The 20,561-nt window shown below is 65.0% G+C and carries 27 protein-coding genes; 4 read left to right on the top strand and 23 right to left on the bottom strand.

The genetic code is table 11. The annotated features are described in order from the left end of the window. Positions 1–11: 11 nt before the first annotated feature. Complete coding sequence (locus tag ACE3P0_RS19925; protein WP_374404547.1) at positions 12–758, bottom strand: Nif3-like dinuclear metal center hexameric protein; 747 nt, start codon at positions 756–758, stop codon at positions 12–14. 89 nt (positions 759–847) lie between these two features. Between ACE3P0_RS19925 and ACE3P0_RS19920 the strand changes: the two genes are divergently transcribed. Beyond that, entirely contained in the window at positions 848–2,020 is a 1,173-nt protein-coding gene (locus ACE3P0_RS19920) for a trypsin-like peptidase domain-containing protein (protein WP_374404538.1), read from the top strand. 39 nt (positions 2,021–2,059) lie between these two features. Here the strand turns inward: ACE3P0_RS19920 and tatC are convergent, their stop codons facing one another. The 10 genes from tatC to hisB all read right to left on the bottom strand — a co-directional run bounded on the left by tatC (position 2,060) and on the right by hisB (position 7,552). Further along, positions 2,060–2,809, bottom strand: a complete 750-nt coding sequence (tatC, locus tag ACE3P0_RS19915) for a twin-arginine translocase subunit TatC (RefSeq protein ID WP_374404537.1) — start codon at positions 2,807–2,809, stop codon at positions 2,060–2,062. An 8-nt stretch (positions 2,810–2,817) separates the two neighbouring features. Beyond that, a complete protein-coding gene (gene tatB / locus ACE3P0_RS19910) occupies positions 2,818–3,345 on the bottom strand; it encodes a Sec-independent protein translocase protein TatB (RefSeq protein WP_374404536.1) in 528 nt (175 codons plus the stop codon). A gap of 69 nt (positions 3,346–3,414) precedes the next feature. Continuing rightward, entirely contained in the window at positions 3,415–3,639 is a 225-nt protein-coding gene (tatA, locus tag ACE3P0_RS19905) for a Sec-independent protein translocase subunit TatA (RefSeq protein WP_374404534.1), read from the bottom strand. 12 nt (positions 3,640–3,651) lie between these two features. Continuing rightward, a complete protein-coding gene (locus ACE3P0_RS19900; RefSeq protein ID WP_374404533.1) occupies positions 3,652–3,999 on the bottom strand; it encodes a histidine triad nucleotide-binding protein in 348 nt (115 codons plus the stop codon). A 2-nt stretch (positions 4,000–4,001) separates the two neighbouring features. Then, a complete protein-coding gene (locus ACE3P0_RS19895) occupies positions 4,002–4,322 on the bottom strand; it encodes a phosphoribosyl-ATP diphosphatase (RefSeq protein WP_374404532.1) in 321 nt (106 codons plus the stop codon). Next, complete coding sequence (gene hisI, locus ACE3P0_RS19890; protein WP_374404531.1) at positions 4,319–4,723, bottom strand: phosphoribosyl-AMP cyclohydrolase; 405 nt, start codon at positions 4,721–4,723, stop codon at positions 4,319–4,321. The genes ACE3P0_RS19895 and hisI overlap by 4 nt, the downstream gene beginning before the upstream one ends. Then, the gene (gene hisF, locus ACE3P0_RS19885; RefSeq protein WP_374404529.1) at positions 4,720–5,478 is read right to left on the bottom strand and encodes an imidazole glycerol phosphate synthase subunit HisF; all 759 of its coding nucleotides are present in this window, start codon (positions 5,476–5,478) and stop codon (positions 4,720–4,722) included. The genes hisI and hisF overlap by 4 nt, the downstream gene beginning before the upstream one ends. A gap of 3 nt (positions 5,479–5,481) precedes the next feature. After that, positions 5,482–6,234, bottom strand: coding sequence for a 1-(5-phosphoribosyl)-5-[(5-phosphoribosylamino)methylideneamino]imidazole-4-carboxamide isomerase (hisA, locus tag ACE3P0_RS19880; protein WP_374404528.1), 753 nt, complete (start codon positions 6,232–6,234; stop codon positions 5,482–5,484). A 90-nt stretch (positions 6,235–6,324) separates the two neighbouring features. Continuing rightward, positions 6,325–6,957, bottom strand: coding sequence for an imidazole glycerol phosphate synthase subunit HisH (gene hisH, locus ACE3P0_RS19875; RefSeq protein ID WP_374404527.1), 633 nt, complete (start codon positions 6,955–6,957; stop codon positions 6,325–6,327). Between the two features lie 7 nt (positions 6,958–6,964). After that, entirely contained in the window at positions 6,965–7,552 is a 588-nt protein-coding gene (gene hisB / locus ACE3P0_RS19870; RefSeq protein WP_374404526.1) for an imidazoleglycerol-phosphate dehydratase HisB, read from the bottom strand. A 129-nt stretch (positions 7,553–7,681) separates the two neighbouring features. Here hisB and hisC point away from each other — a divergent pair, with 129 nt between their 5' ends. Next, positions 7,682–8,746, top strand: coding sequence for a histidinol-phosphate transaminase (gene hisC, locus ACE3P0_RS19865; protein WP_374404523.1), 1,065 nt, complete (start codon positions 7,682–7,684; stop codon positions 8,744–8,746). A 49-nt stretch (positions 8,747–8,795) separates the two neighbouring features. Here the strand turns inward: hisC and hisD are convergent, their stop codons facing one another. From hisD to ACE3P0_RS19805, 12 genes are read right to left on the bottom strand one after another with little or no spacing between them, the layout of a single operon-like run. Continuing rightward, on the bottom strand, positions 8,796–10,100 hold the full coding sequence (gene hisD, locus ACE3P0_RS19860) for a histidinol dehydrogenase (protein ID WP_374404522.1): 1,305 nt from the start codon (positions 10,098–10,100) through the stop codon (positions 8,796–8,798). Next, a complete protein-coding gene (hisG, locus tag ACE3P0_RS19855) occupies positions 10,097–10,744 on the bottom strand; it encodes an ATP phosphoribosyltransferase (protein WP_374404521.1) in 648 nt (215 codons plus the stop codon). The genes hisD and hisG overlap by 4 nt, the downstream gene beginning before the upstream one ends. 1 nt (position 10,745) lies before the next feature. After that, complete coding sequence (gene murA / locus ACE3P0_RS19850; RefSeq protein WP_374404520.1) at positions 10,746–11,996, bottom strand: UDP-N-acetylglucosamine 1-carboxyvinyltransferase; 1,251 nt, start codon at positions 11,994–11,996, stop codon at positions 10,746–10,748. A gap of 1 nt (position 11,997) precedes the next feature. Beyond that, positions 11,998–12,255: a BolA family protein gene (locus ACE3P0_RS19845; protein ID WP_374404519.1), complete on the bottom strand. Its 258-nt coding sequence runs from the start codon at positions 12,253–12,255 to the stop codon at positions 11,998–12,000. A gap of 36 nt (positions 12,256–12,291) precedes the next feature. Further along, positions 12,292–13,062 carry an ABC transporter permease gene (locus ACE3P0_RS19840; protein WP_374404518.1) on the bottom strand — a complete coding sequence of 257 codons (771 nt, stop codon included), beginning with the start codon at positions 13,060–13,062 and terminating at the stop codon, positions 12,292–12,294. Beyond that, the gene (locus ACE3P0_RS19835) at positions 13,059–13,961 is read right to left on the bottom strand and encodes an ABC transporter ATP-binding protein (protein ID WP_374404517.1); all 903 of its coding nucleotides are present in this window, start codon (positions 13,959–13,961) and stop codon (positions 13,059–13,061) included. Before ACE3P0_RS19835 ends, ACE3P0_RS19840 begins: the two co-directional genes overlap by 4 nt. Continuing rightward, positions 13,958–14,260, bottom strand: coding sequence for a lipid asymmetry maintenance protein MlaB (locus ACE3P0_RS19830; RefSeq protein WP_374404516.1), 303 nt, complete (start codon positions 14,258–14,260; stop codon positions 13,958–13,960). The genes ACE3P0_RS19835 and ACE3P0_RS19830 overlap by 4 nt, the downstream gene beginning before the upstream one ends. After that, entirely contained in the window at positions 14,257–14,904 is a 648-nt protein-coding gene (locus tag ACE3P0_RS19825) for a phospholipid-binding protein MlaC (protein WP_374404515.1), read from the bottom strand. Before ACE3P0_RS19825 ends, ACE3P0_RS19830 begins: the two co-directional genes overlap by 4 nt. Before the next feature lie 2 nt (positions 14,905–14,906). Continuing rightward, entirely contained in the window at positions 14,907–15,656 is a 750-nt protein-coding gene (locus tag ACE3P0_RS19820) for a VacJ family lipoprotein (RefSeq protein ID WP_374404514.1), read from the bottom strand. Continuing rightward, on the bottom strand, positions 15,656–16,129 hold the full coding sequence (gene mlaD, locus ACE3P0_RS19815; RefSeq protein ID WP_374404513.1) for an outer membrane lipid asymmetry maintenance protein MlaD: 474 nt from the start codon (positions 16,127–16,129) through the stop codon (positions 15,656–15,658). Before mlaD ends, ACE3P0_RS19820 begins: the two co-directional genes overlap by 1 nt. Further along, positions 16,126–16,914: a lipid asymmetry maintenance ABC transporter permease subunit MlaE gene (gene mlaE, locus ACE3P0_RS19810; RefSeq protein WP_374404512.1), complete on the bottom strand. Its 789-nt coding sequence runs from the start codon at positions 16,912–16,914 to the stop codon at positions 16,126–16,128. Before mlaE ends, mlaD begins: the two co-directional genes overlap by 4 nt. A gap of 5 nt (positions 16,915–16,919) precedes the next feature. After that, entirely contained in the window at positions 16,920–17,726 is an 807-nt protein-coding gene (locus ACE3P0_RS19805) for an ABC transporter ATP-binding protein (RefSeq protein WP_374404511.1), read from the bottom strand. Between the two features lie 162 nt (positions 17,727–17,888). Between ACE3P0_RS19805 and ACE3P0_RS19800 the strand changes: the two genes are divergently transcribed. Continuing rightward, positions 17,889–19,298: a sigma-54-dependent transcriptional regulator gene (locus ACE3P0_RS19800; protein ID WP_374404510.1), complete on the top strand. Its 1,410-nt coding sequence runs from the start codon at positions 17,889–17,891 to the stop codon at positions 19,296–19,298. Between the two features lie 3 nt (positions 19,299–19,301). Next, on the top strand, positions 19,302–20,561 hold a 1,260-nt coding region (locus tag ACE3P0_RS19795), incomplete at its 3' end, for an ExeA family protein (protein ID WP_374404509.1).

Below are 20,561 nucleotides of genomic sequence, written 5' to 3'. Positions count from 1 at the left end.
TCCGGGGCCGCTCAGGCAGGATTGTCGATATCCACGAACACGCATTGGATGCTGAGCTGCGCCTCCAGATGAGCGCCCAGTGCATGCACCCCATAGCGCTCCGTGGCATGGTGGCCGGCGGCGATGTAAGGCACACCGCTCTCACGCGCGAGGTGCACGGTCGGCTCCGACACCTCGCCCGAAACGAACAGTTCGGCGCCTGCCGCAATCGCGGCCTCGAACATGCCTTGCGCCGCACCGGTACACCAGGCAATGCGCTCGATCTCGCCAGCTGCGTCGCCAACCACCAGCGGCTCGCGCCCGAGGCGCGCCGCAATCGATCGCGCCACTTGGTCGAGCGAGGCACGCCCGGGCAGTCGCCCGATCACGCCGACATCCTGATCGCCGAAACGCCCTTCCGCCTGCCATCCCATCACGCGGGCAAGCTGCGCGTTGTTGCCCAATTCGGGATGCAGATCGAGCGGCAGGTGGTAGGCATACAGGTTCAGATCGTGGCCCAGCAGGCGGCCCAGGCGACGACGTCGCGTCGCGACGACGCGGGGATCCTCGCCACGCCAGAAGTAACCGTGATGTACCAGCAAACCATCGGCATCATGAGCGATCGCAGCCTCGATCAGCGCCAGGCTGGCGGTGACGCCGCACACAAGCCTGCGAACCTCGGCACGACCTTCCACCTGCAAACCGTTTGGGCAATAATCCTTGACCCGCGGGGCTCCCAGCAGCTCGTCCAGATAGCGTTGCAATTCATCGCGATGCATTGTTTTCATTCCCTCCCCACGGTGAACATTCGACCCCAAGGCGCCGCAGCACCCGGGAGGCCGCGCTACCCGACTCGGAACTCTGGATTATGCGCCGCTTGTGGCTGATCTTCTGCCAGGCCGTTACCGCCTCGCTGGCGGTGGTTTTCGTGCTGACCACGCTGAAGCCGGGCTGGTTCTCTGATCGCCGCGCGCTCGCCCAGTTCGTGCCGGTACAGCAAGCCGCGACACCTCCGGCAGGTGCAGCAACGAACAGCGGCAACGCCACAGTCTCGTATGCGCCGGCTGCCGCAAAGGCGCTGCCATCCGTAGTACATATCTTCACCAGCAAGGAAGTGCGCCAGCCGCGCAATCCCTTCGCCGATGACCCGCTGTTCCGGCACTTCTTCGGCGATCGAAACGACCCCTCGACGTCGCGTCGCGCCTCCGGGCTCGGCTCAGGCGTGATCGCGAGCCCTTCCGGCTACATCCTGACCAACAACCATGTTGTCGAACAGGCGGACGAGATCGAGGTCGCCCTTTACGATGGTCGCAAGCTCGCCGCAACCGTGGTGGGACGCGACCCGGACACCGATCTGGCTGTGCTGCACATAGCAGCCGACAAACTTCCGGCCATCACCTTCGGCGCGCCGGAAGCACTGCGGATCGGCGACGTGGTGCTGGCCATCGGCAACCCATTCGGTGTCGGCCAGACGGTAACGATGGGCATCGTCAGCGCACTGGGCCGCTCCCAGCTCGGTATCAGCACCTTCGAACACTTCATCCAGACCGACGCTGCGATCAACCCCGGCAATTCCGGCGGCGCACTGGTCGACGGAAACGGCAATCTCGTGGGTATCAACTCTGCGATCTATTCCCGCTCCGGCGGCTCGCTCGGCATCGGTTTTGCGATCCCCGCCTCGCTGGCTCGCAGCGTGATGGAGCAGATCATCAAGACCGGCGAAGTGACGCGCGGCTGGATTGGCGTTGAAGTGCGGGAGGTGTCGGCCGAACAGGCGGCAAGCCTGGGCCTGCCGGCACAGGACGGCACGCTCGTCACCGGCATTGTGAACGGCGGCCCGGCGGACAAAGGCGGCGTTGCGCCCGGCGATTTACTAGTGTCGATCAACGGCAAGGCCGTCGGTGGGCCGCAACGCATGCTCGAAACAATCGCGGCCCTGCCGCCCGGCGCCGAGGCGACGCTGTCGCTGCGGCGCGGAGCCACGGCCGTGGAATCTCGCGTGAAGATCGGAAAGCGGCCGCCGCCCGATGCGGGCTCCTGAACGGAGCCCATTCGAACCGCCCGCGCCGGGCGGTTTCGCTCAGTCGCGCGCCTGCACCGCCGGTTCGTCCCGGCGCGGCGACATGAAGCGGGCGACGAGGATGCCGGCTTCGTAGAGCAGACACATCGGTACCGCCAGCATGATCTGCGAGGTCACGTCAGGCGGCGTGATCACCGCGGCGACGACAAAGGCGCCGACGATCACGTAGGAGCGGATTTCCTTGAGCTTCTCGACCGTCACCAAGCCCGCCTTGACCAGTAGGATCACCACCACAGGCACTTCAAACGTCATGCCGAAGGCGAGGAACATCGTCATCACGAAGGCGAGGTACTGCTCGATGTCAGGCGCCGGCGTGATGCTCTTCGGCGCGAATTGCGCGATGAAGGTAAACACCGTGCGGAACACGAAGAAATAGCAGAACGCCATGCCGAGCAGGAACAGCAGCGTGCTCGCGACCACCAGCGGTGCAGCGAGGCGCTTCTCGTGTGCGTAGAGGCCCGGCGCGATGAAGGCCCACGCCTGCCAGAGGATGAACGGCAGCGCGATGATGAAGGCCGCCATCATCGTGACCTTGATCGGCACGAAGAATGGCGTCACCACGCCGGTCGCAATCATGCGCGTGCCTTGCGGCAAGGTCTGCATCATCGGCGCTGCGAGCAGATCGTAGATGTGTGACGCGAAGGGCATCAGGCACAGGAACACGATCAGGAAAGCCGCCGCCGCCCGCACGAGGCGGGTGCGTAGCTCGATCAGGTGCGAGATGAAGCTCTCTTCTTGGAGATCAGACATGGCCACGCTCAGCGTCGCGTCAGGTCACCCGCAGCGGGCTGACCGAACAGATCAAGCTGCGAATCATTGTGAGAGGGTTCGTCCGCCGCGCTATCGGCGCCAGACGGCTCGCCGGCGGCCACCGGCGCCTTGTCCGACGTAGTCAGGGCTCCAACAACCGGTGCCGGCTCGACATGGACCGGCGAAAGTTCGCTGAGTTGTTCGACCTGCGGCGCCGCCACCTCGCTGACGCCGGCTCCGATCGCCGATTCGACCTCGGCGGCGACCGGACGCATGCTCTCTTCGAATTCGCGTGCCTGATCGCGGATCGCGCTCTCGACTTCACGCGCCGAGTCGGCAACCTGTGACTGCAAGCGACGCATCTCGTCGAGCTGGATTTCGCGGCTGATGTCGGCCTTCACTTCGGCGACATGGCGCTGCATACGGCCGAGCAGATGCCCGATCGTGCGCGCAACACGCGGCAATTTCTCGGGGCCGATGACCACCAGCGCCACCAGCCCGATCACCATCAGCTCGGAGAATCCAACGTCAAACATGCAAGGGCTCGCTCAGAAACGGAAAGGGCGCCGCCAGCGGCGCCCTGCAGTCGATCACGCAGAGGGCGATCAGCTCTTTTCCTTCTCGCGCGCAGGGGCGTCGATGGTCTGCTTGGCGATCTGGGCCGCATCAGCCGAACCCGCCGCCGCATCGCTGCCTTCACGCATGCCTTGCTTGAAACCCTTCACGGCGCCGCCAAGATCCTCGCCGATATTGCGAAGCTTCTTGGTGCCGAACACGAGAAGAACGATGACCAGCACGATCAACCAGTGCCAGATGCTGAATGAACCCATTTGAAGCGCTCCTCAATACTTGATCATGGCTGGCAACGGTGCTCCGCCGCCAATGATGTGGGCGTGGAGATGATACACCTCCTGTCCGCCCACCTTGCCCGAGTTGATGATCGTGCGGAATCCGTCGGTCGCGCCTTGCTCGGCAGCAATTTTTCCGACGACCGAGAAGAGGCGTCCGAGCACTTCGGCATCGTCGGCCGTGGCCGTTGCGAGCGACTCGATGTGTTGCTTCGGAATCACCAGCACATGCACCGGCGCGATCGGGCGAATGTCCTTGAACGCCAGCACGAGTTCGTCTTCGTAGACTTTGGCCGCGGGGATTTCACCGCGCGCGATACGGCAGAAAATGCAATCGCTCATGACTAGCCCCGCGCCGCTTTCTCGTCGATGCCCGAGATGCCTTCGCGGCGGCGGAACTCGACCAGCACATCGTCGACCGACAGGCCGAACTGCGACAGCAAGACCATGCTGTGGAACCAGAGATCGGTCACTTCGTAAACGATGTGACGCAGGTCGCCATCCTTGGCGGCCATGATGGTCTCGGCTGCTTCCTCGGCGACTTTCTTGCAGATCGCGTCGGTGCCCTTGGCGTACAGGCTCGCGACGTAGGAACTGTCGGCCGAGGCGCCCTTGCGCTCGGCCAGCGTGCGCCCGAGGCGCTGCAGCACTTCCGGGTCGATCATTTGTAGATGTCCTTCGGGTCTTTGAGAACCGGATCGACCGCCTGCCACTGGGAGCCGTCGTGCAGGCGGGTGAAGAAGCAGGAACGACGTCCGGTGTGGCAGGCGATGCCGCCTTCCTGCTCGATCTTCAGCAGCACGACGTCGCCGTCGCAGTCGAGGCGGATTTCGCGCACGCGCTGCACATGGCCGGATTCCTCGCCCTTGTGCCAGATCTTGCGCCGCGAGCGGCTCCAGTAAACCGCCTCGCCGGTCTCGACCGTACGCGCCAGCGCGTCGCGGTTCATCCACGCGAACATCAGCACGTCGCCGGTCGCGGCGTCCTGCGCGATCACCGGCACGAGGCCTTGATCGTCCCAGGTGACTTCGTTGAGCCAGCGGGTTTCGGTGACAGCCGCGTTCACAGCCGCACCTCGATCCCCTGGCTGCGCATGAATTCCTTCGCTTCGCGCACCGTGTGCTGGCCGAAGTGGAAGATGCTCGCCGCAAGCACCGCATCGGCGCGGCCTTCGGTAACGCCGTCGGCGAGATGCTGCAGATTGCCGACGCCACCGCTCGCGATCACCGGGATCGACACGGCATCGGACACCGCGCGTGTCAGGCCCAGATCAAAACCATTCTTAGTGCCATCGCGGTCCATGCTGGTCAGCAGAATCTCGCCTGCGCCGAGCGCCGCGACGCGCTGCGCCCATTCGATCACATCCAGCCCGGTGTTCTTGCGGCCACCATGCGTGAAGACCTGCCACTTACCCGGCGCAACCTGCCTGGCATCGATCGCGACGACGATGCACTGCGAGCCGACCTTGCCCGAAGCGTCTGCCACCAGTTGCGGGTTGTTCACCGCAGCGGTGTTCATCGATACCTTATCCGCGCCCGCGTTGAGCAGGCGGCGCACATCGGCGACTTCGCGCACGCCGCCGCCGACCGTGAGCGGGATGAAGACCTGCTCCGCGACCTGCTCAACCACATGCAGGATGATGTCGCGGTCGTCCGAGCTGGCCGTGATGTCGAGAAAGGTAATCTCGTCGGCGCCCTGGTCGTCGTAGCGACGCGCGATCTCAACCGGGTCGCCCGCATCACGCAGCTCGACGAAGTTCACGCCCTTGACCACGCGCCCGGCGTTGACATCGAGACAGGGAATGATGCGTTTGGCCAGCATGAATCAGCCTTCCGTCACACCGTTGAGTTCGTCGGCGCGCGCCTGCGCGACCTTGAAGTCGAACTTGCCTTCGTAGATCGCGCGGCCGGTGATGGCGCCAATCACGCCTTCATCTTCGACCGCGCACAGCGCATCGATGTCCGCGAGGCTGCCGATGCCGCCGCTGGCGATCACCGGAATGCGCAGCGCCTGGGCGAGCTTCACGGTGGCCTCGATATTCACGCCGCCGAGCATGCCGTCGCGGCCGATGTCGGTGTAGATGACCGACTCGACACCGTAGTCCTCGAACTTCTTCGCAAGGTCGATCACGTCATGCCCGGTCAGCTTCGACCAGCCATCCACCGCCACCTTGCCATCCTTCGCGTCGATGCCGACGATGATATGGCCCGGGAAGGCGCTGCACGCATCGTGCAGGAAACCGGGGTTCTTCACCGCGGCGGTGCCGATGATGACGTAACTGATGCCATCGTCGAGGTAACGCTCGATCGTATCCAGGTCACGAATGCCGCCACCGAGCTGCACCGGGATGTCATCGCCCACGGCAGCGACGATCTGCTTGATGACGCCTTCGTTCTTCGGCTTGCCGGCAACAGCCCCGTTGAGATCGACGAGGTGCAGCCGACGCGCGCCCTGGGCGAGCCAGTGGCGGGCCATTTCAGCCGGATCTTCGGAAAACACGGTCACATCTTCCATGTCGCCCTGTTTGAGGCGCACGCAGTGTCCGTCCTTGAGGTCGATCGCGGGAATCAGGAGCATAGTCAGGTCAACGCAGCGAGGTTGGTAGTTGGCGCGTCCGAAGCATTACCGCTTCGATCCATTCGCACCTGTTGGAAGTTGGAATCGGCCTCAGGGCTTCCAGCGCACGAAGTTGGCGAGCAACTGCAGCCCTGCGGCAGCGCTCTTCTCCGGGTGGAACTGGGTCGCAAAAATATTATCCCGCGCCACTGCACTGGTAAAGGCGATGCCGTAGTGCGTGCGTGCCACCGCATCGGCCGCGTCGCGCGGCGCGCAGTAGAAGCTATGCACGAAGTAGAAGCGGGCGTTCGGCGCGATGCCGTCAAACAAGGGATGCGCGCGCAGCGCTTCGACCTCGTTCCAGCCCATATGTGGCACCTTGAGATGACTTCCGTCTCCGACCGTCATGGCCGACGAGAACTTCGGCACCTCACCACCGATCAGCCCAAGGCCGGCGGTGTCGCCCTCCTCGCCATGATCGAACAGCATCTGCATCCCGACGCAGACGCCCAGAAACGGCTTGCTGCGCGAAGCACGTTCCACCGCATCGCGCAGGCCGCGCGCGAGGAACTCGCGCATGCAATCGTGCAGTGCGCCCTGCCCCGGCACGACGACGCGATCCGCCGCGTCAAGCTCAGCCGGCTCGGCAGTGACAATCACCTGTGCCTCAGGCGCAACATGCTCGAGCGCCTTGGCAACCGAGCGCAGGTTGCCCATTCCGTAATCAACGACAGCTATCTTCATCGCGACCTCAGAGCGAACCCTTGGTCGACGGCATCATGCCGGCGGCGCGGGGGTCTTCCGTCGTGGCCATGCGCAGCGCGCGTGCAAAGGCCTTGAAGATGGTTTCGCACTGGTGGTGCGCGTTGCGACCACGCAGGTTGTCGATATGCAGCGTCACCCCGGCGTGGTTCACGAAGCCCTGGAAGAACTCGTAAACAAGCTGGGTATCGAGACCGCCGATCATGCCGGCAGTGAAGTCGCAGTGCAGTTCGAGGCCGGGCCGCCCCGACAGATCGAGCACCACGCGCGAGAGCGCCTCATCGAGCGGCACATAGGCGTGCCCGTAACGGGTCAGCCCCTTCTTGTCGCCAACCGCTTTGGCGAAGGCCTGGCCGATCGTGATACCGACATCTTCCACCGTATGGTGGCCATCGATATGCAGGTCGCCTTCACACTGCACGTCCAGGTCGATCAGGCCGTGGCGCGCTATCTGATCGAGCATGTGATCAAAGAAGCCGATGCCAGTGGCGAGCTTGGACTGGCCGGCGCCATCCAGGTTGAGCCGCACGGTGATGCGGGTCTCGAGCGTGTTACGGGTGACTTCGACTTGCCGCATGGCGCACTATCGGGCGGGAACGCCCACTGGGGGTTGGGATCGAAGGGCCATGATAGCATTGCCTCGTTGCGCCGCAGCAGTGTTGCAGGCTCGCCACGACCCCCGAATTTTCCACTCGCCAAGATCATCATGAGTCGTTTCTGGAGTGACGTCGTCCGAGGCCTGACGCCGTATGTACCGGGCGAACAGCCCAAGCTGGCCAACCTGGTCAAGCTCAACACCAACGAGAACCCCTACGGCCCCAGCCCGCGCGTGCTGACAGCCATCGCCGGCGAGGCGGGCGACGCGCTGCGCCTGTACCCGGACCCGAACGCCGATCGGCTGAAGGCGGCCATCGCGGCCCACCACGGCATCACGCCAGCCCAGGTGTTCGTCGGCAACGGCTCGGACGAAGTGCTGGCGCACGCCTTCATGGCGCTGCTCAAGCACGACGCGCCGCTGCTGTTCCCGGATATCTCGTACAGCTTCTACCCGGTCTATTGCGGGCTGTACGGTATCGAAGCGGGCATCGTGCCGCTCGACGACAACTTCGGCATCCGCATCGACGACTACATCGGCCGCCGTAACGGCGGGATCATTTTCCCGAACCCGAACGCGCCGACCGGCTGCCTGCTGCCCTTGAGCGAAATCGAGCGTCTGCTTGAACACAACGCCGATTCGGTTGTGGTCGTCGACGAGGCCTATGTCGATTTCGGCGGCGAAAGCGCGATCAGCCTGATCGATCGCTTCCCCAATCTGCTGGTGGTGCAGACGTTGTCGAAATCGCGTTCGCTCGCCGGCCTCCGGGTCGGCTTCGCGGCGGGGCACCCGGACCTGATCGAAGCGCTGGAGCGCGTGAAGAACAGCTTCAACTCGTATCCGCTCGATCGCCTCGCGATCGTCGGCGCGGTGGCTGCGTTCGAAGATGACGCGTATTTCCGGACGTGCTGCGACAAGGTCATCGCGAGCCGCACGCGGCTGGTAGCGGCGCTGGGCGCCCTTGGTTTCGAGGTATTACCGTCGGCCGCGAATTTCATCTTCGCCAGGCATCCGCTGCGCGATGCTGCAACGCTCGCCGCGCAGCTGCGCGAGCGCAGCATCATCGTTCGTCACTTCCGCCAGCCGCGGATCGATCAGTTCCTGCGCATCACGATCGGCACCGACGCGCAGTGCGACACGCTGCTGGCCGCGCTAGGCGAGATTCTGGCGAACTGACACCGCCCGCCAGGAAGTGAAACGGCCGCCCCAGGGCGGCCGTTTTGTTTCAGTCAGCTTCGACCCGCAACTCTGCTGATCTGGCATGCGCCTGCAATCCTTCGCCGTGAGCCAGGATCGAAGCCGTCTTGCCCAGGCGCTGCGCGCCGGCCTTCGACATGCGGATCACCGAGCTGCGCTTCTGGAAGTCATACACGCCAAGCGGCGACGAGAAGCGCGCGCTGCGCGAAGTCGGCAGCACATGGTTAGGGCCGGCGCAGTAGTCACCCAGCGCCTCGACCGACCAGTGGCCGACAAAGATCGCGCCCGCATGGCGGATTTTCGCCACCAGCGGATCGGCGTCTTCGACCGCCAGTTCAAGGTGTTCCGGCGCAATCTGGTTCGCGATCTCGCAGGCCTCATCGAGATCGCGCACGCGAATCAACGCGCCGCGCTTGTCGAGCGAGGTGCGGATCGTTGCGGCACGCGGCATCGTCGGCAGCAGCTTGTCGATCGACGCAGCAACCGCATCGAGGAAAGCCACGTCGGGACACAGCAGGATCGACTGCGCCATTTCGTCGTGTTCAGCCTGCGCGAACAGATCCATCGCAACCCAATCGGGGTTGCCGCTGCCATCCGAGATGATCAGCACTTCGGACGGGCCGGCAACCATGTCGATACCGACCGTGCCGAACACGCGGCGCTTGGCCGCAGCCACGTAGGCGTTGCCGGGGCCGACGATCTTGTCGACCTGTGGAATCGTCTGCGTGCCATAAGCCAGCGCCGCCACCGCCTGCGCACCGCCGATCGTGAACACGCGATCGACGCCGGCCACCGCCGCAGCGGCCAGCACCAAGGCGTTGCGCTCGCCGCGCGGCGTCGGCACCACCATGATCAGTTCGCGCACGCCAGCCACCTTGGCCGGAATCGCGTTCATCAGCACCGAGCTCGGATACGCCGCCTTGCCACCGGGGACGTAGAGCCCTGCGCGATCGAGCGGTGTGACCTGCTGGCCAAGCCGCGTGCCGTCCGCCTCTTCGTAGTCCCAGCTCGTCAGCGGCTGGCGCTCATGATAGGCGCGCACCCGTGCGGCAGCCTCTTCGAGCGCGGCGCGCTGCTCGGCCGACAAACCCGCCAATGCAGCCTCGAGATCGGCGCGCGAGAGTTCGAGTTCGGCGAGCGACGCAGCCTCGACACCGTCGAAACGACGCGTATAGGCCAGCACCGCGGCGTCCCCCTCGAGGCGGACAGCCGCAAGGATTTCGCTCACCGCGCGCTCGACCGCCTCATCCGTCGAGGCCTCGAAAGCCAGCAGCTTCAACAGGCGCGAATCGAAATCCGCTTCGGCTGACGAAAGGCGCAGGATTCCGGTCATCTCACCACCCCGGCAAAGGCATCGATCACCGGCTGCAGCAGCGCGTGCTTCATCTTCAGCGAAGCCTGGTTCACCACCAGACGCGAGCTGATTGCCATGATCTCTTCGACTTCGACGAGATTGTTCGCGCGCAGCGTGCCGCCGCTCGAAACCAGGTCGACGATGGCGTCGGCCAGCCCGACCAGCGGCGCGAGTTCCATCGAGCCGTACAGCTTGATCAGGTCGACGTGCACGCCCTTGCTCGCGAAGTGGTCGCGCGCCGTCTGCATGTACTTCGTCGCGACGCGGATACGCGCACCACGCTGCACCGCAGCGGCGTAGTCGAAGCCATTGGGCACCGCCACGCACATGCGGCAGCGCGCGATCTTCAGGTCAAGCGGCTGGTACAGGCCAGCGCCGCCGTGCTCGATCAGCACATCCTTGCCGGCGATGCCCAGATCAGCCGCGCCGTACTGCACATAGGTCGGCGTGTCGCTCGCACGCACGATCACCAGCCGCACGTCCGGCCGGTTGGTATCGATGATCAGCTTGCGCGATTTCTCCGGATCATCGATCGGCGTGATGCCGGCGGCCGCCAGCAAGGGCAGCGTGTCTTCAAAGATGCGCCCTTTCGAGAGCGCGAGCGTGATGCCATCAAAAGCCATGTCAGCTCACCCGTTTGACGGTGGCACCAAGCGCACCGAGCTTTTCTTCCAGCCGCTCGTAACCGCGGTCGAGGTGGTAGATGCGATCGACCAGGGTTTCGCCTTCCGCGACGAGGCCGGCGATGATCAGGCTGGCTGATGCACGCAGATCGGTCGCCATCACCGTGGCGCCCTGCAGTTTGTCGACGCCGGTGATGACGGCGGTGTTGCCGTCGATGCGGATGTTGGCGCCGAGGCGGATCAGCTCCACCGCGTGCATGAAGCGGTTCTCGAAGATCGTCTCGCGGATGATCGCAGTACCGTCCGCGACCACGTTGAGCGCCATGAACTGCGCCTGCATGTCGGTCGGGAAGGCCGGGTACGGAGCCGTCCGCAGGCTCACCGCCTTGAGGCGCGCCGGGGCTTTCAGCGTGATCGCGTCACGCTCCGAACCGATCTCGCAACCGGCATCCATCAGCTTGTCGACCACCGAGTCGATGTAGTTCGTGCTGGTGCCGGTGAGGCGCACGTTGCCGCCGGTCACCGCCGCGGCGCACAAGTAGGTACCGGTCTCGATGCGGTCAGGCATGATGCGGTGGGTCGCGCCATGCAGCCTGGCGACACCGCGGATGCGGATCACGTCGGTGCCGGCGCCGGAAATCTGCGCCCCCATCGACACGAGGCAGTTGGCCAGATCGACCACTTCCGGCTCGCGCGCGGCGTTCTCGATCACCGTTTCGCCGTCGGCGAGGCAGGCCGCCATCATCAGGTTCTCGGTGCCGGTCACCGTCACCATGTCGGTGAAGAGCCGCGCGCCGCGCAGCTTGCCGACCTTGGCGTCGATGTAGCCGTGTTCGACCTGCACTTCGGCGCCCATCGCCTGCAGACCCTTGATGTGCTGGTCCACCGGCCGCGCGCCGATCGCGCAGCCACCGGGCAACGACACCTTGGCGTGGCCGACGCGTGCCATCAGCGGGCCGAGCACCAGCACCGCGGCGCGCATCGTCTTCACCAGCTCATACGGCGCGAGCGGGTTGTCGAGCCCCTTGGCGTCCAGCGTCACGGTGTTGCCGTCGCGCTCGACCTTGACGCCCATCTGCGCGAGCAGCTTGAGCATGGTGCCGATGTCGTTGAGGCGCGGCACGTTGGTGAGCACCAGCGGTTCGTCCGACAGCAGCGCGGCGCACAGGATCGGCAGTGCGGCGTTCTTTGCGCCGGAGATGGCGACTTCGCCGGCGAGCGGGCGGCCGCCGGTAATCAGCAGTTTGTCCATCTTATTCGCCGAGCTCCTTGCGGAACGCGGCCCATTGTTCGGGGGTGTAGGTAGTCAGCTGCAGCGCATGGATCTCGTTGCCCATCAGCGGGCCCAGCGTGGCATAAACCGCCTGATGCTGGCGCACCCTCGGCTTGCCGGCAAACTCGGCACTGACGACGATGCCGGTGAAATGCACACCATCGTCGCCCTGGATCTGGATGAACTCGCAGGGCAGGCCCTGCGACACGAGACGTTCGATTTCTTGAGCCTGGAACATGATCTTCTTGGTTGGGGGCGGCGCAAGCGCTCGCCTTCAGCCGCGCAGCTTGTACCCGGACGCGAGCATGCGCAGCGTCAGGGCCGCGAGCACGGCCAGGAAAACGGAAACAATCGAAAGACTCAGCCACGGCGACACATCGGACACACCGAAGAAGCCGTAGCGGAAACCGTCGATCATGTAGAAAAACGGGTTGAAATGCGAGACCCCGTGCCAGAAAGCTGGCAGCGAATGCACCGAGTAGAACACGCCGGCCAGCATCGTGAGCGGCATGATCAGAAAGTTCTGGAATCCCGCCAGCTGGTCGAACTTCTCGGCCCAGATGCCGGCGATCATGCCGAGCGAACCGAGAATCGCGCCGCCAGCCAGCGTGAAGGTCAGCACCCACAGCGGCGCCTTCGGCGCGACGAATACGAAGATCAACGACGCAAGCCACACGCCGAAGCCGACCAACACGCCGCGCAGCACCGATGCCAGCACATAGGCGGCGTAGAACTCGCGATACGAAATCGGCGGCAGCAGCACGAACACGATGTTGCCGGTGATCTTGCTCTGGATCAGAGAGGAACTGCTGTTCGCAAAGGCGTTCTGCAGCACCGCCATCATGACGAGGCCAGGCACCAGAAAAGCGGTGTATTCGATGGCGCCGTACACGGTGACATGCGGATCGAGCACATGCGAGAAGATCATCAGGTACAGCACGGTGGAGAGCACCGGCGCACCGATGGTCTGGAAGCTGACTTTCCAGAAGCGCAGCAGTTCCTTGTACAGCAGCGTCTTGAAGCCCGACAGGTTGGCGCCGCTCATCCAGCCCTCCGCATCACGTCGACGAAGACCTTTTCCAGATCGGGCTGGCCGATTTCAAATTCCGCAATCTCGGCGCCGGCCTGTCGCAAGGCGAGCAGGCGATCGAGCAGCACCGTGTAGTCGTCAGACGCGAACACCCAGTGCTCGCCGTCGCGTTCAGGCTGGAGGCCGACCACTTCTGTCGGCAGATCACCTGCGAGTTTGACGCGCAGCGTATGACCATCCACCGCCCGCAGCAGGTTCGCGGTGTTGTCGAGCGCGACGATACGGCCGGCTTTCAGCATCGCGATGCGGTTGCACAGCGTCTGCGCTTCTTCGAGGTAGTGCGTAGTCAGCACGATCGTGTGACCCTGCTCGTTGAGCTTGCGGACAAAAGCCCACAGGCCCTGTCGCAACTCCACGTCGACACCGGCGGTCGGCTCGTCCAGCACAATCACCGGCGGGCGATGGACCAGCGCCTGCGCAACCAGCACGCGGCGCTTCATGCCGCCGGATAGCTGACGCATGTTGGCGTCCGCCTTCTTCGTCAGGTCGAGGCTGGCGAGCAGCTCATCGATCCAGTAGTCGTTGCGCTTAAGACCGAAATAGCCAGACTGCAGACGCAGCACTTCACGCACTGAGAAGAAGGGATCGAACACCAGCTCCTGAGGCACGACGCCGACCATGCGGCGCGCCTCGCGGTAGTCGCTGACAACGTCATGGCCCATTACGCTGATGCTGCCGGCACTGAGCCGGATCAGGCCGGCGAGTGCGGAAATCAGCGTGGTCTTGCCGGCGCCGTTGGGGCCCAGCAGCGCGAAGAACTCACCCTGCGCAACATCCAGGTCCACGCCGCCGAGCGCCTGCAACGCGCCGTAGTGCTTGATCGCACCGCGAACGGAAATCGCCGGCGTCGTCACCGGGCGGCCTCGCCCAGCGGCAACACCTCGGCCAGGTCGTAGAGCGCGGCCAGAGAACGCAGCTGCGGCGGCACCCCTTCGATCCGCAGCGTACGGCCGGTACCTGCCGCACGCATCCATGCAAGAACCACGGCCAGCGCGGCGGAATCCACCGACGTCACGCCGGAAAGATCGATCACACGGCCCGCGCTGCATTCGACCTGCCCACACAGACGGCGGCCGGAATCCAACAAATCAGCGGCCGTCTCCATGGTGATCGGCCCTTCGATAATCAGGCGCTCTCCTTCCTCGCGGATCATTTCTTCGCCGCGCCCTCGCCGCCTGCGGCGTTCTGCGCATTCTTGTTGCGCAGCGACTTGATCAGACCGTCGATGCCGCCGGCCTTGATCTCCTCGCCAAACGCATCGCGGTAGTTGGTGATCAAGCTGACACCGGCCACCGCCACGTCGTAGACCTTCCACTCCTCACCCTTCTTGTACAGGGTGTAGTCCACCGAATCCGGTGGCGAGCCCGCTTTGCGGACCTCGGAGCGCACGGTGACTTCGGTGTCTTCCGGCTTGAGCTTGAGCGGCTTCACGGTGATCTGGTGATCCTTGAATCGCACGATCGCGTTGGCGTAGCTGCGGACCAGCAGGGTGCGGAACTCGGCGGTCAGATCGGTCTTTTGAGCCGGGGTGGCGCTGCGCCAGTCACGGCCGACCGCGAGCGAGGTCATTCGCGCGAAATCGAAGTTCGGCAGCACCTTCGCGTCGATCAGTTCGAGCGTCTTGCGCATGTCGCCGGACTGGATCGCCTTGTCCTGTTTCACGATGGCCTGCACATCGGTGGCAACCGTGCGGATCAGCTCATCCGGGGCGGTCGCAGCCAGTGCGGCCTGTGCGCCGCCGATGCCCGCCACGATCAGCGCGCTGGCGAAAAGCCGGTTGAAGAACCTGCGGTTCATGCTTACTCCTTGTCCTTGGCGCTCGCGTCGGGCGCGGCGTCGGTTTCATCCCACACGTCGTCATCGCCCTTGGGGCGCGGCGGATTGCCGTCGTACACCAAGTTCAGCCTGCGTTGCAGGTAGAAGTTGCGGATGAAGACATACTTGTCGAGAGCGGCCTCATCGAGCGCCTTCTCGGCATCAAGCAGATTGGCCCGGTCGTTGACGACTTCAAGCCCCGACAGCGAATTTCTTACTGCCACGCTCTCGATCACCAGATGGCGCCCGCCGGTGTAGTAGTCCACCGGCAAAGCCGCCGTATCACGCAGTGTGCTGGGGCCCAGCAAAGGCAGTACAACGTAAGGACCGCTCCCCACGCCCCAACGGCCCAGGGTCTGACCGAAGTCTTCGTTGTGGCGTTCAAGCCCGAATTCCGACGCCACATCGATGACGCCGAGAATGCCGAAGGTGGAGTTCAGCGCAATACGCCCGACGTCGGATGCAGCCTCGCCCAGCTTGCCTTGCAGCAGGTTGTTGATCGCGTTGGGGATGTCGCGGAAGTTGTTGATGAAATTGCCGAAGCCCACCCGCGCGGGCAGCGGCACAGCGGCGGCGTAGCCTTGCGCGAGCGGCTTGAGTGCGACGCGGTCCAGCCCGTCGTTGAAACTGTACATCGCCCGGTTGAAGGGCTCGATCGGGTCGGCCGTCTGAGCTGCGGCAGGCATCGCCTGCATCAGCAAGCAGAGCGCCGCCCCGAAGATCGAAGCTCGCATCACTTGCCTCCTTGGCCCCCCTCGGAAGCCTTGTCGAAGAGGAAACGTCCGATCATGTCTTCCAGCACCATCGCGGACTGGGTTTTCGTGATGGTGTCACCGGACTTCAGGTTCTGTTCGTCGCCACCCGGCTTAAGTGCAACATATTGTTCGCCCAGCAGGCCGGCGGTGTTGATGGTGGCGAAGGTGTCGCGCGAGAAGGCATAGCGGCCATCCACCGAGAACGTGACGGTGGCCTGGAAGTGCTCGGTGTCGTAGCGGATATCGGTCACACGGCCGACGAGCACGCCCGAGGCCTTGACCGGTGCCCGCACCTTGAGCCCGCCAATGTTGTCGAAACGCGCGTGCACCTGGTAAGGCTGCTGGATCTTTTCGCCGCCGAGGTTACCCACCTTGAGCGACAGGAACAGCAGCGCAACGATGCCGATCACGACAAAAACGCCGACCCCGAGGTCGATCGTGGAACGATTCATGAAAGCTCCCGGAACATGAAGGAGGTCAGCACAAAGTCGAGCGCCAGGATTGCCAGCGCCGAACTGACCACGGTGCGGGTAATCGCCCGCGAAATGCCCTCGGCGGTGGGCACGCAGTCCCAGCCTTCGAACACCGCAATTAGCGACACCGCCACCCCAAATACGAAACTCTTGATGACCCCGTTGACGATGTCGTAACGGAAGTCGACAGCGGCCTGCATCTGCGACCAGAACGAGCCGCCATCCACGCCAATCAGCACGACGCCGATCAGCCAACCGCCAAAGATCCCCATCGCCGAGAACAGCGCCGCCAGCAGGGGCATCGCGAACACGCCACCCCAGAAGCGCGGCGCCACAACGCGGGAAATCGGGTTCACCGCCATCATGTCCATCGCCTTGAGCTGCTCGGTCGTCTTCATCAGGCCGATTTCGGCAGTGACAGCCGTGCCAGCCCGGCTGGCAAACAACAGCCCCGCCACCACCGGCCCCAGCTCGCGGGTCAGCGATAGCGCCACCAGCGTGCCAAGCGCTTCACTGGAACCGAAGCGTTGCAGGGTCTCAAAGCCCTGCAGCCCGAGCACCAGCCCGACAAAGAGGCCCGACACCGTGATGATCAGCAGCGACAGCACGCCGCTCATGTAGATCTCACGCATCGTAAGGCTGCGGAAGCGCCGGAAGCTCTGCCCGGAATAGGCCAGCAAGCCAAAGAAGAAGCGCGCGGCAAAGCCGAGCCGCCAGACTGCGTTGATGGCCCAGGCGCCGAGCCGGGATACCGCTTTACGCATCGCGTTCAGGCCCCTTCTGCCCGCAGCAGGCTTGCCGCGTAACCGGGGGCGGGATAATGGAAGCGCACCGGACCGTCCGCCTCCGAGTAGATGAACTGGTGGACATAGGGGTCGGACGAGGCGCGGATCTCGTCCGGCGTACCCTGCGCGACGACCTTGCCCTCGCCAATGAAGTAGACGTAGTCGACGATTGCCAGCGACTCGACGACGTCGTGGGTTACCAAGATGGACGCGGCGCCCAATGCATCGTTGAGGCGACGGATCAGCTGGCCGATCACGCCGAGCGAAATCGGGTCGAGGCCGGCGAAAGGCTCGTCGTACATCATCAGCATCGGGTCCAGCGCCGTCGCGCGCGCCAGCGCAACCCGCCGCGCCATGCCGCCGGAAAGCTCGCTCGGCCGCAGCTTCGCCGCACCGCGCAGACCGACCGCATGCAACTTCATCAAAACGAGGTCGCGGATCAGCTCATCCGGCAGCTCAGTGTGCTCGCGCAGCGGAAACGCCACGTTGTCGAACACCGACAGGTCGGTGAACAGCGCGCCAAACTGGAACAGCATCCCCATCCGGCGCCGCAGCGCATACAAGGCATCGCGCGGCAGGGCGGAAACGTCCTGACCATCCACGCGCACTTCGCCCGCCTGCGCGCGCAACTGCCCGCCGATCAGCGACAGCAGCGTCGTCTTGCCCGAGCCGGAGCCGCCCATGATCGCCACCACTTTGCCACGCGGCACGACGAGGTCGACACCACGCAAGACCTGGCGGCCCTGGTAGGCAAACGAAACATTGCGGACTTCGACGATTGCGTCGGACACGATGTGAAGGGGGAGAGCGGAAGGGGCGCGATTTTATCAGAGCCGGGGCGCGAACCCCGCCGTAGATGTGGCGTTGCAACATCATTTACGCGCCGCAACAGGTATTCGCGCCACGCGTGGCTTGCCGTTACACTGCTGGTGTCCGATTTTCGACACCCTCAAATGCCCGCCCAGACCGAAGAACGCCCGCTTCTGCTGCTCGTTGATGACGACCCGTCCATCGTCGAGACGCTGGCATGGGCATTCGGGCCAGACTTTGAAACATTGGCAGCAGGCTCTCGCCCCGAGGCGCTGGCCCTGCTGCGCAGCGGCACGAGGCCGATCGATGCGGCCTTGATCGATCTGGGCCTGCCACCACTGCCGCATCGCCCGGACGAGGGCTTGGCGCTGGTCAGTGAATTGCTCGCCGCAGCGCCCGACCTGCATATCGTCGTGCTCTCCGGCCAGGATGCGATGTCCAGCGCGCGCCACGCCCGCGCGATCGGCGCCTTTGAATTCCACCCCAAGCCCTCTGCACCGCCGGTGCTGCGCGATGCGCTGCTGCGCGCGGTTGAGCGCACCCACCAAGCGCGCGCCCGCAGACCCGATGGCGTGAGGCTGATCGGCGAGTCGCCCGCCATCAACGCGCTGCGCCAACAACTGCGCCGGCTCGCGGACGCCCCTTTCCCGCTGTTGCTTGAAGGTGAATCCGGTACCGGCAAGGAACTCGCGGCCCAGGCGCTGCACCAGACCAGCAGCCGTGCCGGCAAGCCCTTCGTGGCGGTGAACTGCGCCGCAATTGCGCCGGGCCTGATCGAAGCCGCGCTGTTCGGCCATGCGCGTGGCGCCTTTACCGGCGCCACTGGGGCGCGCGCCGGCTTCTTTGAGGAAGCCGGCGATGGCACGCTGTTCCTTGATGAAGTCGGCGAACTGCCGCTCGAACTGCAGCCCAAGCTACTGCGTGCGCTGGAGAACGGCGAATATCTGCGCGTCGGCGAGACCACGGCGCGGCATGCCAGCGCGCGCGTCGTGACGGCCACCAATCGAAATCTGCGAGAGGAAGTGAAGGCCGGCCGCTTCCGCGCCGACCTCTACCATCGCCTCAGCGTGCTGACCCTCACGCTGCCGCCCTTGCGCACGCTGGGTGACGATCGCTTCGTGCTGCTGGATCAGTACCTGCCGCGCCTCGCCGCCGAATCCGCTCTGCCCATTTTCTCGCTCGATCGCGATGCCCGCGCCTTGTGGGGCGACTATGGTTTCCCTGGCAATGTGCGCGAGTTGCGCAACATTGTGCTGCGACTGCTCGCTCGCCATGCCGGCGAAACTGTGAGCCGCGCCCAGCTTGCCGCGGAACTGGATCTCGACACCGCGTCGCACGCAACTGCCGACGACTTCGAGGCATTGCAGGAAGGTTTCTCGCTCGACGAGGCGCTGCGACGCACCGAGCGGCGCTACATCGAATCTGCGCTCGCGCAGGCGCGCGGCAGCATGTCGCAGGCCGCGCGCCTGCTCGGCATCAACCGCACCACGCTCTACGGCCGCATCGGCGTGCTCGGCCTGCGCATGCCGGCCGGCGAACCGCGTGAAGACTGAAGCATGAGCGCGGCGATGTACCTCGAACACTACGGGCTCAAGGAAGCGCCGTTCCGCATCACGGCCGACCCCGGCTATTTCTTCGCGGGCGCAGAGCGCGGCGCAACGCTCGATGCACTGCTGTTCGCGCTGCGCTTCGAGGAAGGCATCGTCAAGGTGACCGGGGAAGTCGGCGCCGGCAAGACGATGCTGCTGCGCATGCTGCTCGAACAACTGCCGCCCGAGGCACTACCGGTGTGGCTCGCGAACCCATCGCTGACGCCGGAGCAGTTGCTGCAGGCGATCGCGCGCCAGATCGGCATCGCACCGGACGCGAGAACGGACGAGCGCCTGCTCGACGCGATCGAGCTGCGCCTGATCGCACTCTACGGCGAAGGCCGGCGCGTCATCGTGCTGGTCGACGAGGCCCATGCGATGCCGCCCGCCTCGCTCGAACAGGTGCGCCTGCTCTCCAACCTCGAAACGCCGCGGCACAAACTGCTGCAGATCGTGCTGTTCGGCCAGCCGGAACTCGATTCACTGCTCGCCGGCGCGGCGCAGCGGCCGCTTCGCGACCGCATCACGCACCACTTCCGGCTTGCGCCGCTCACGGCCGCGGAAACCCGCGCCTATCTGCTGCACCGCCTGCAGGCCGCCGGCCACCGAGGTCGCCCGCCCTTGTCGGAACGCGCGATGAACGCCATCAGCCGCAGCGCAGCGGGCCTTACACGACGAATCAATATCCTCGCCGACAAAACGCTGCTGGCTGGCTTCGCCGCAGGCAAGCACGACATCGGCCTGCGCGAAGTGCGTCTCGCCGCACGCGACGCAGGCCTACCCGACCCGCTACCGTGGCGTGGCGCGGCGCTGCTGACCGTGCTGGCGGCACTTGCGGGCGGCGCGCTGTTGTATGGCCTGCCAGGCCGTATCGGACAGCCAGCTCGCGCCGACGCAGGCGCCGCCAAACCCGCTGCCCCTACCCCGGTAGCGCCCGCCACCACGACCGCCCAGAGCGCGCCCGCCGCGCCACCCCCGCCCGCAGCTCCGCACAGCGCGCTACTCGGCAGTTTTGTCGCGCAGCGGCTCGCCGAATCACGCGATTGGGTGGCCCACAGCAACGGCGACCGCTGGACAGTGCAGATCGGCGCCTCGGCACCGGAGCAAGGCCGCGAACTGGAAGCCCTGATCCGCCGCGCCGACGGGCTGCCGGTGCAAACGCCGGTCCGCCTCTACGCCGCGCCTGGCTCGCCGATCGGCCGCATCGGTGTGGTCTGGGGCGACTTC

Origin of the sequence: Niveibacterium sp., assembly GCF_041909475.1 — a bacterium.
Classification (GTDB): Bacteria; Pseudomonadota; Gammaproteobacteria; order Burkholderiales; family Rhodocyclaceae; genus Niveibacterium.
Note: the sequence above shows the minus strand (reverse complement) of the source record. Positions and strands in the feature narration are given on the sequence as shown.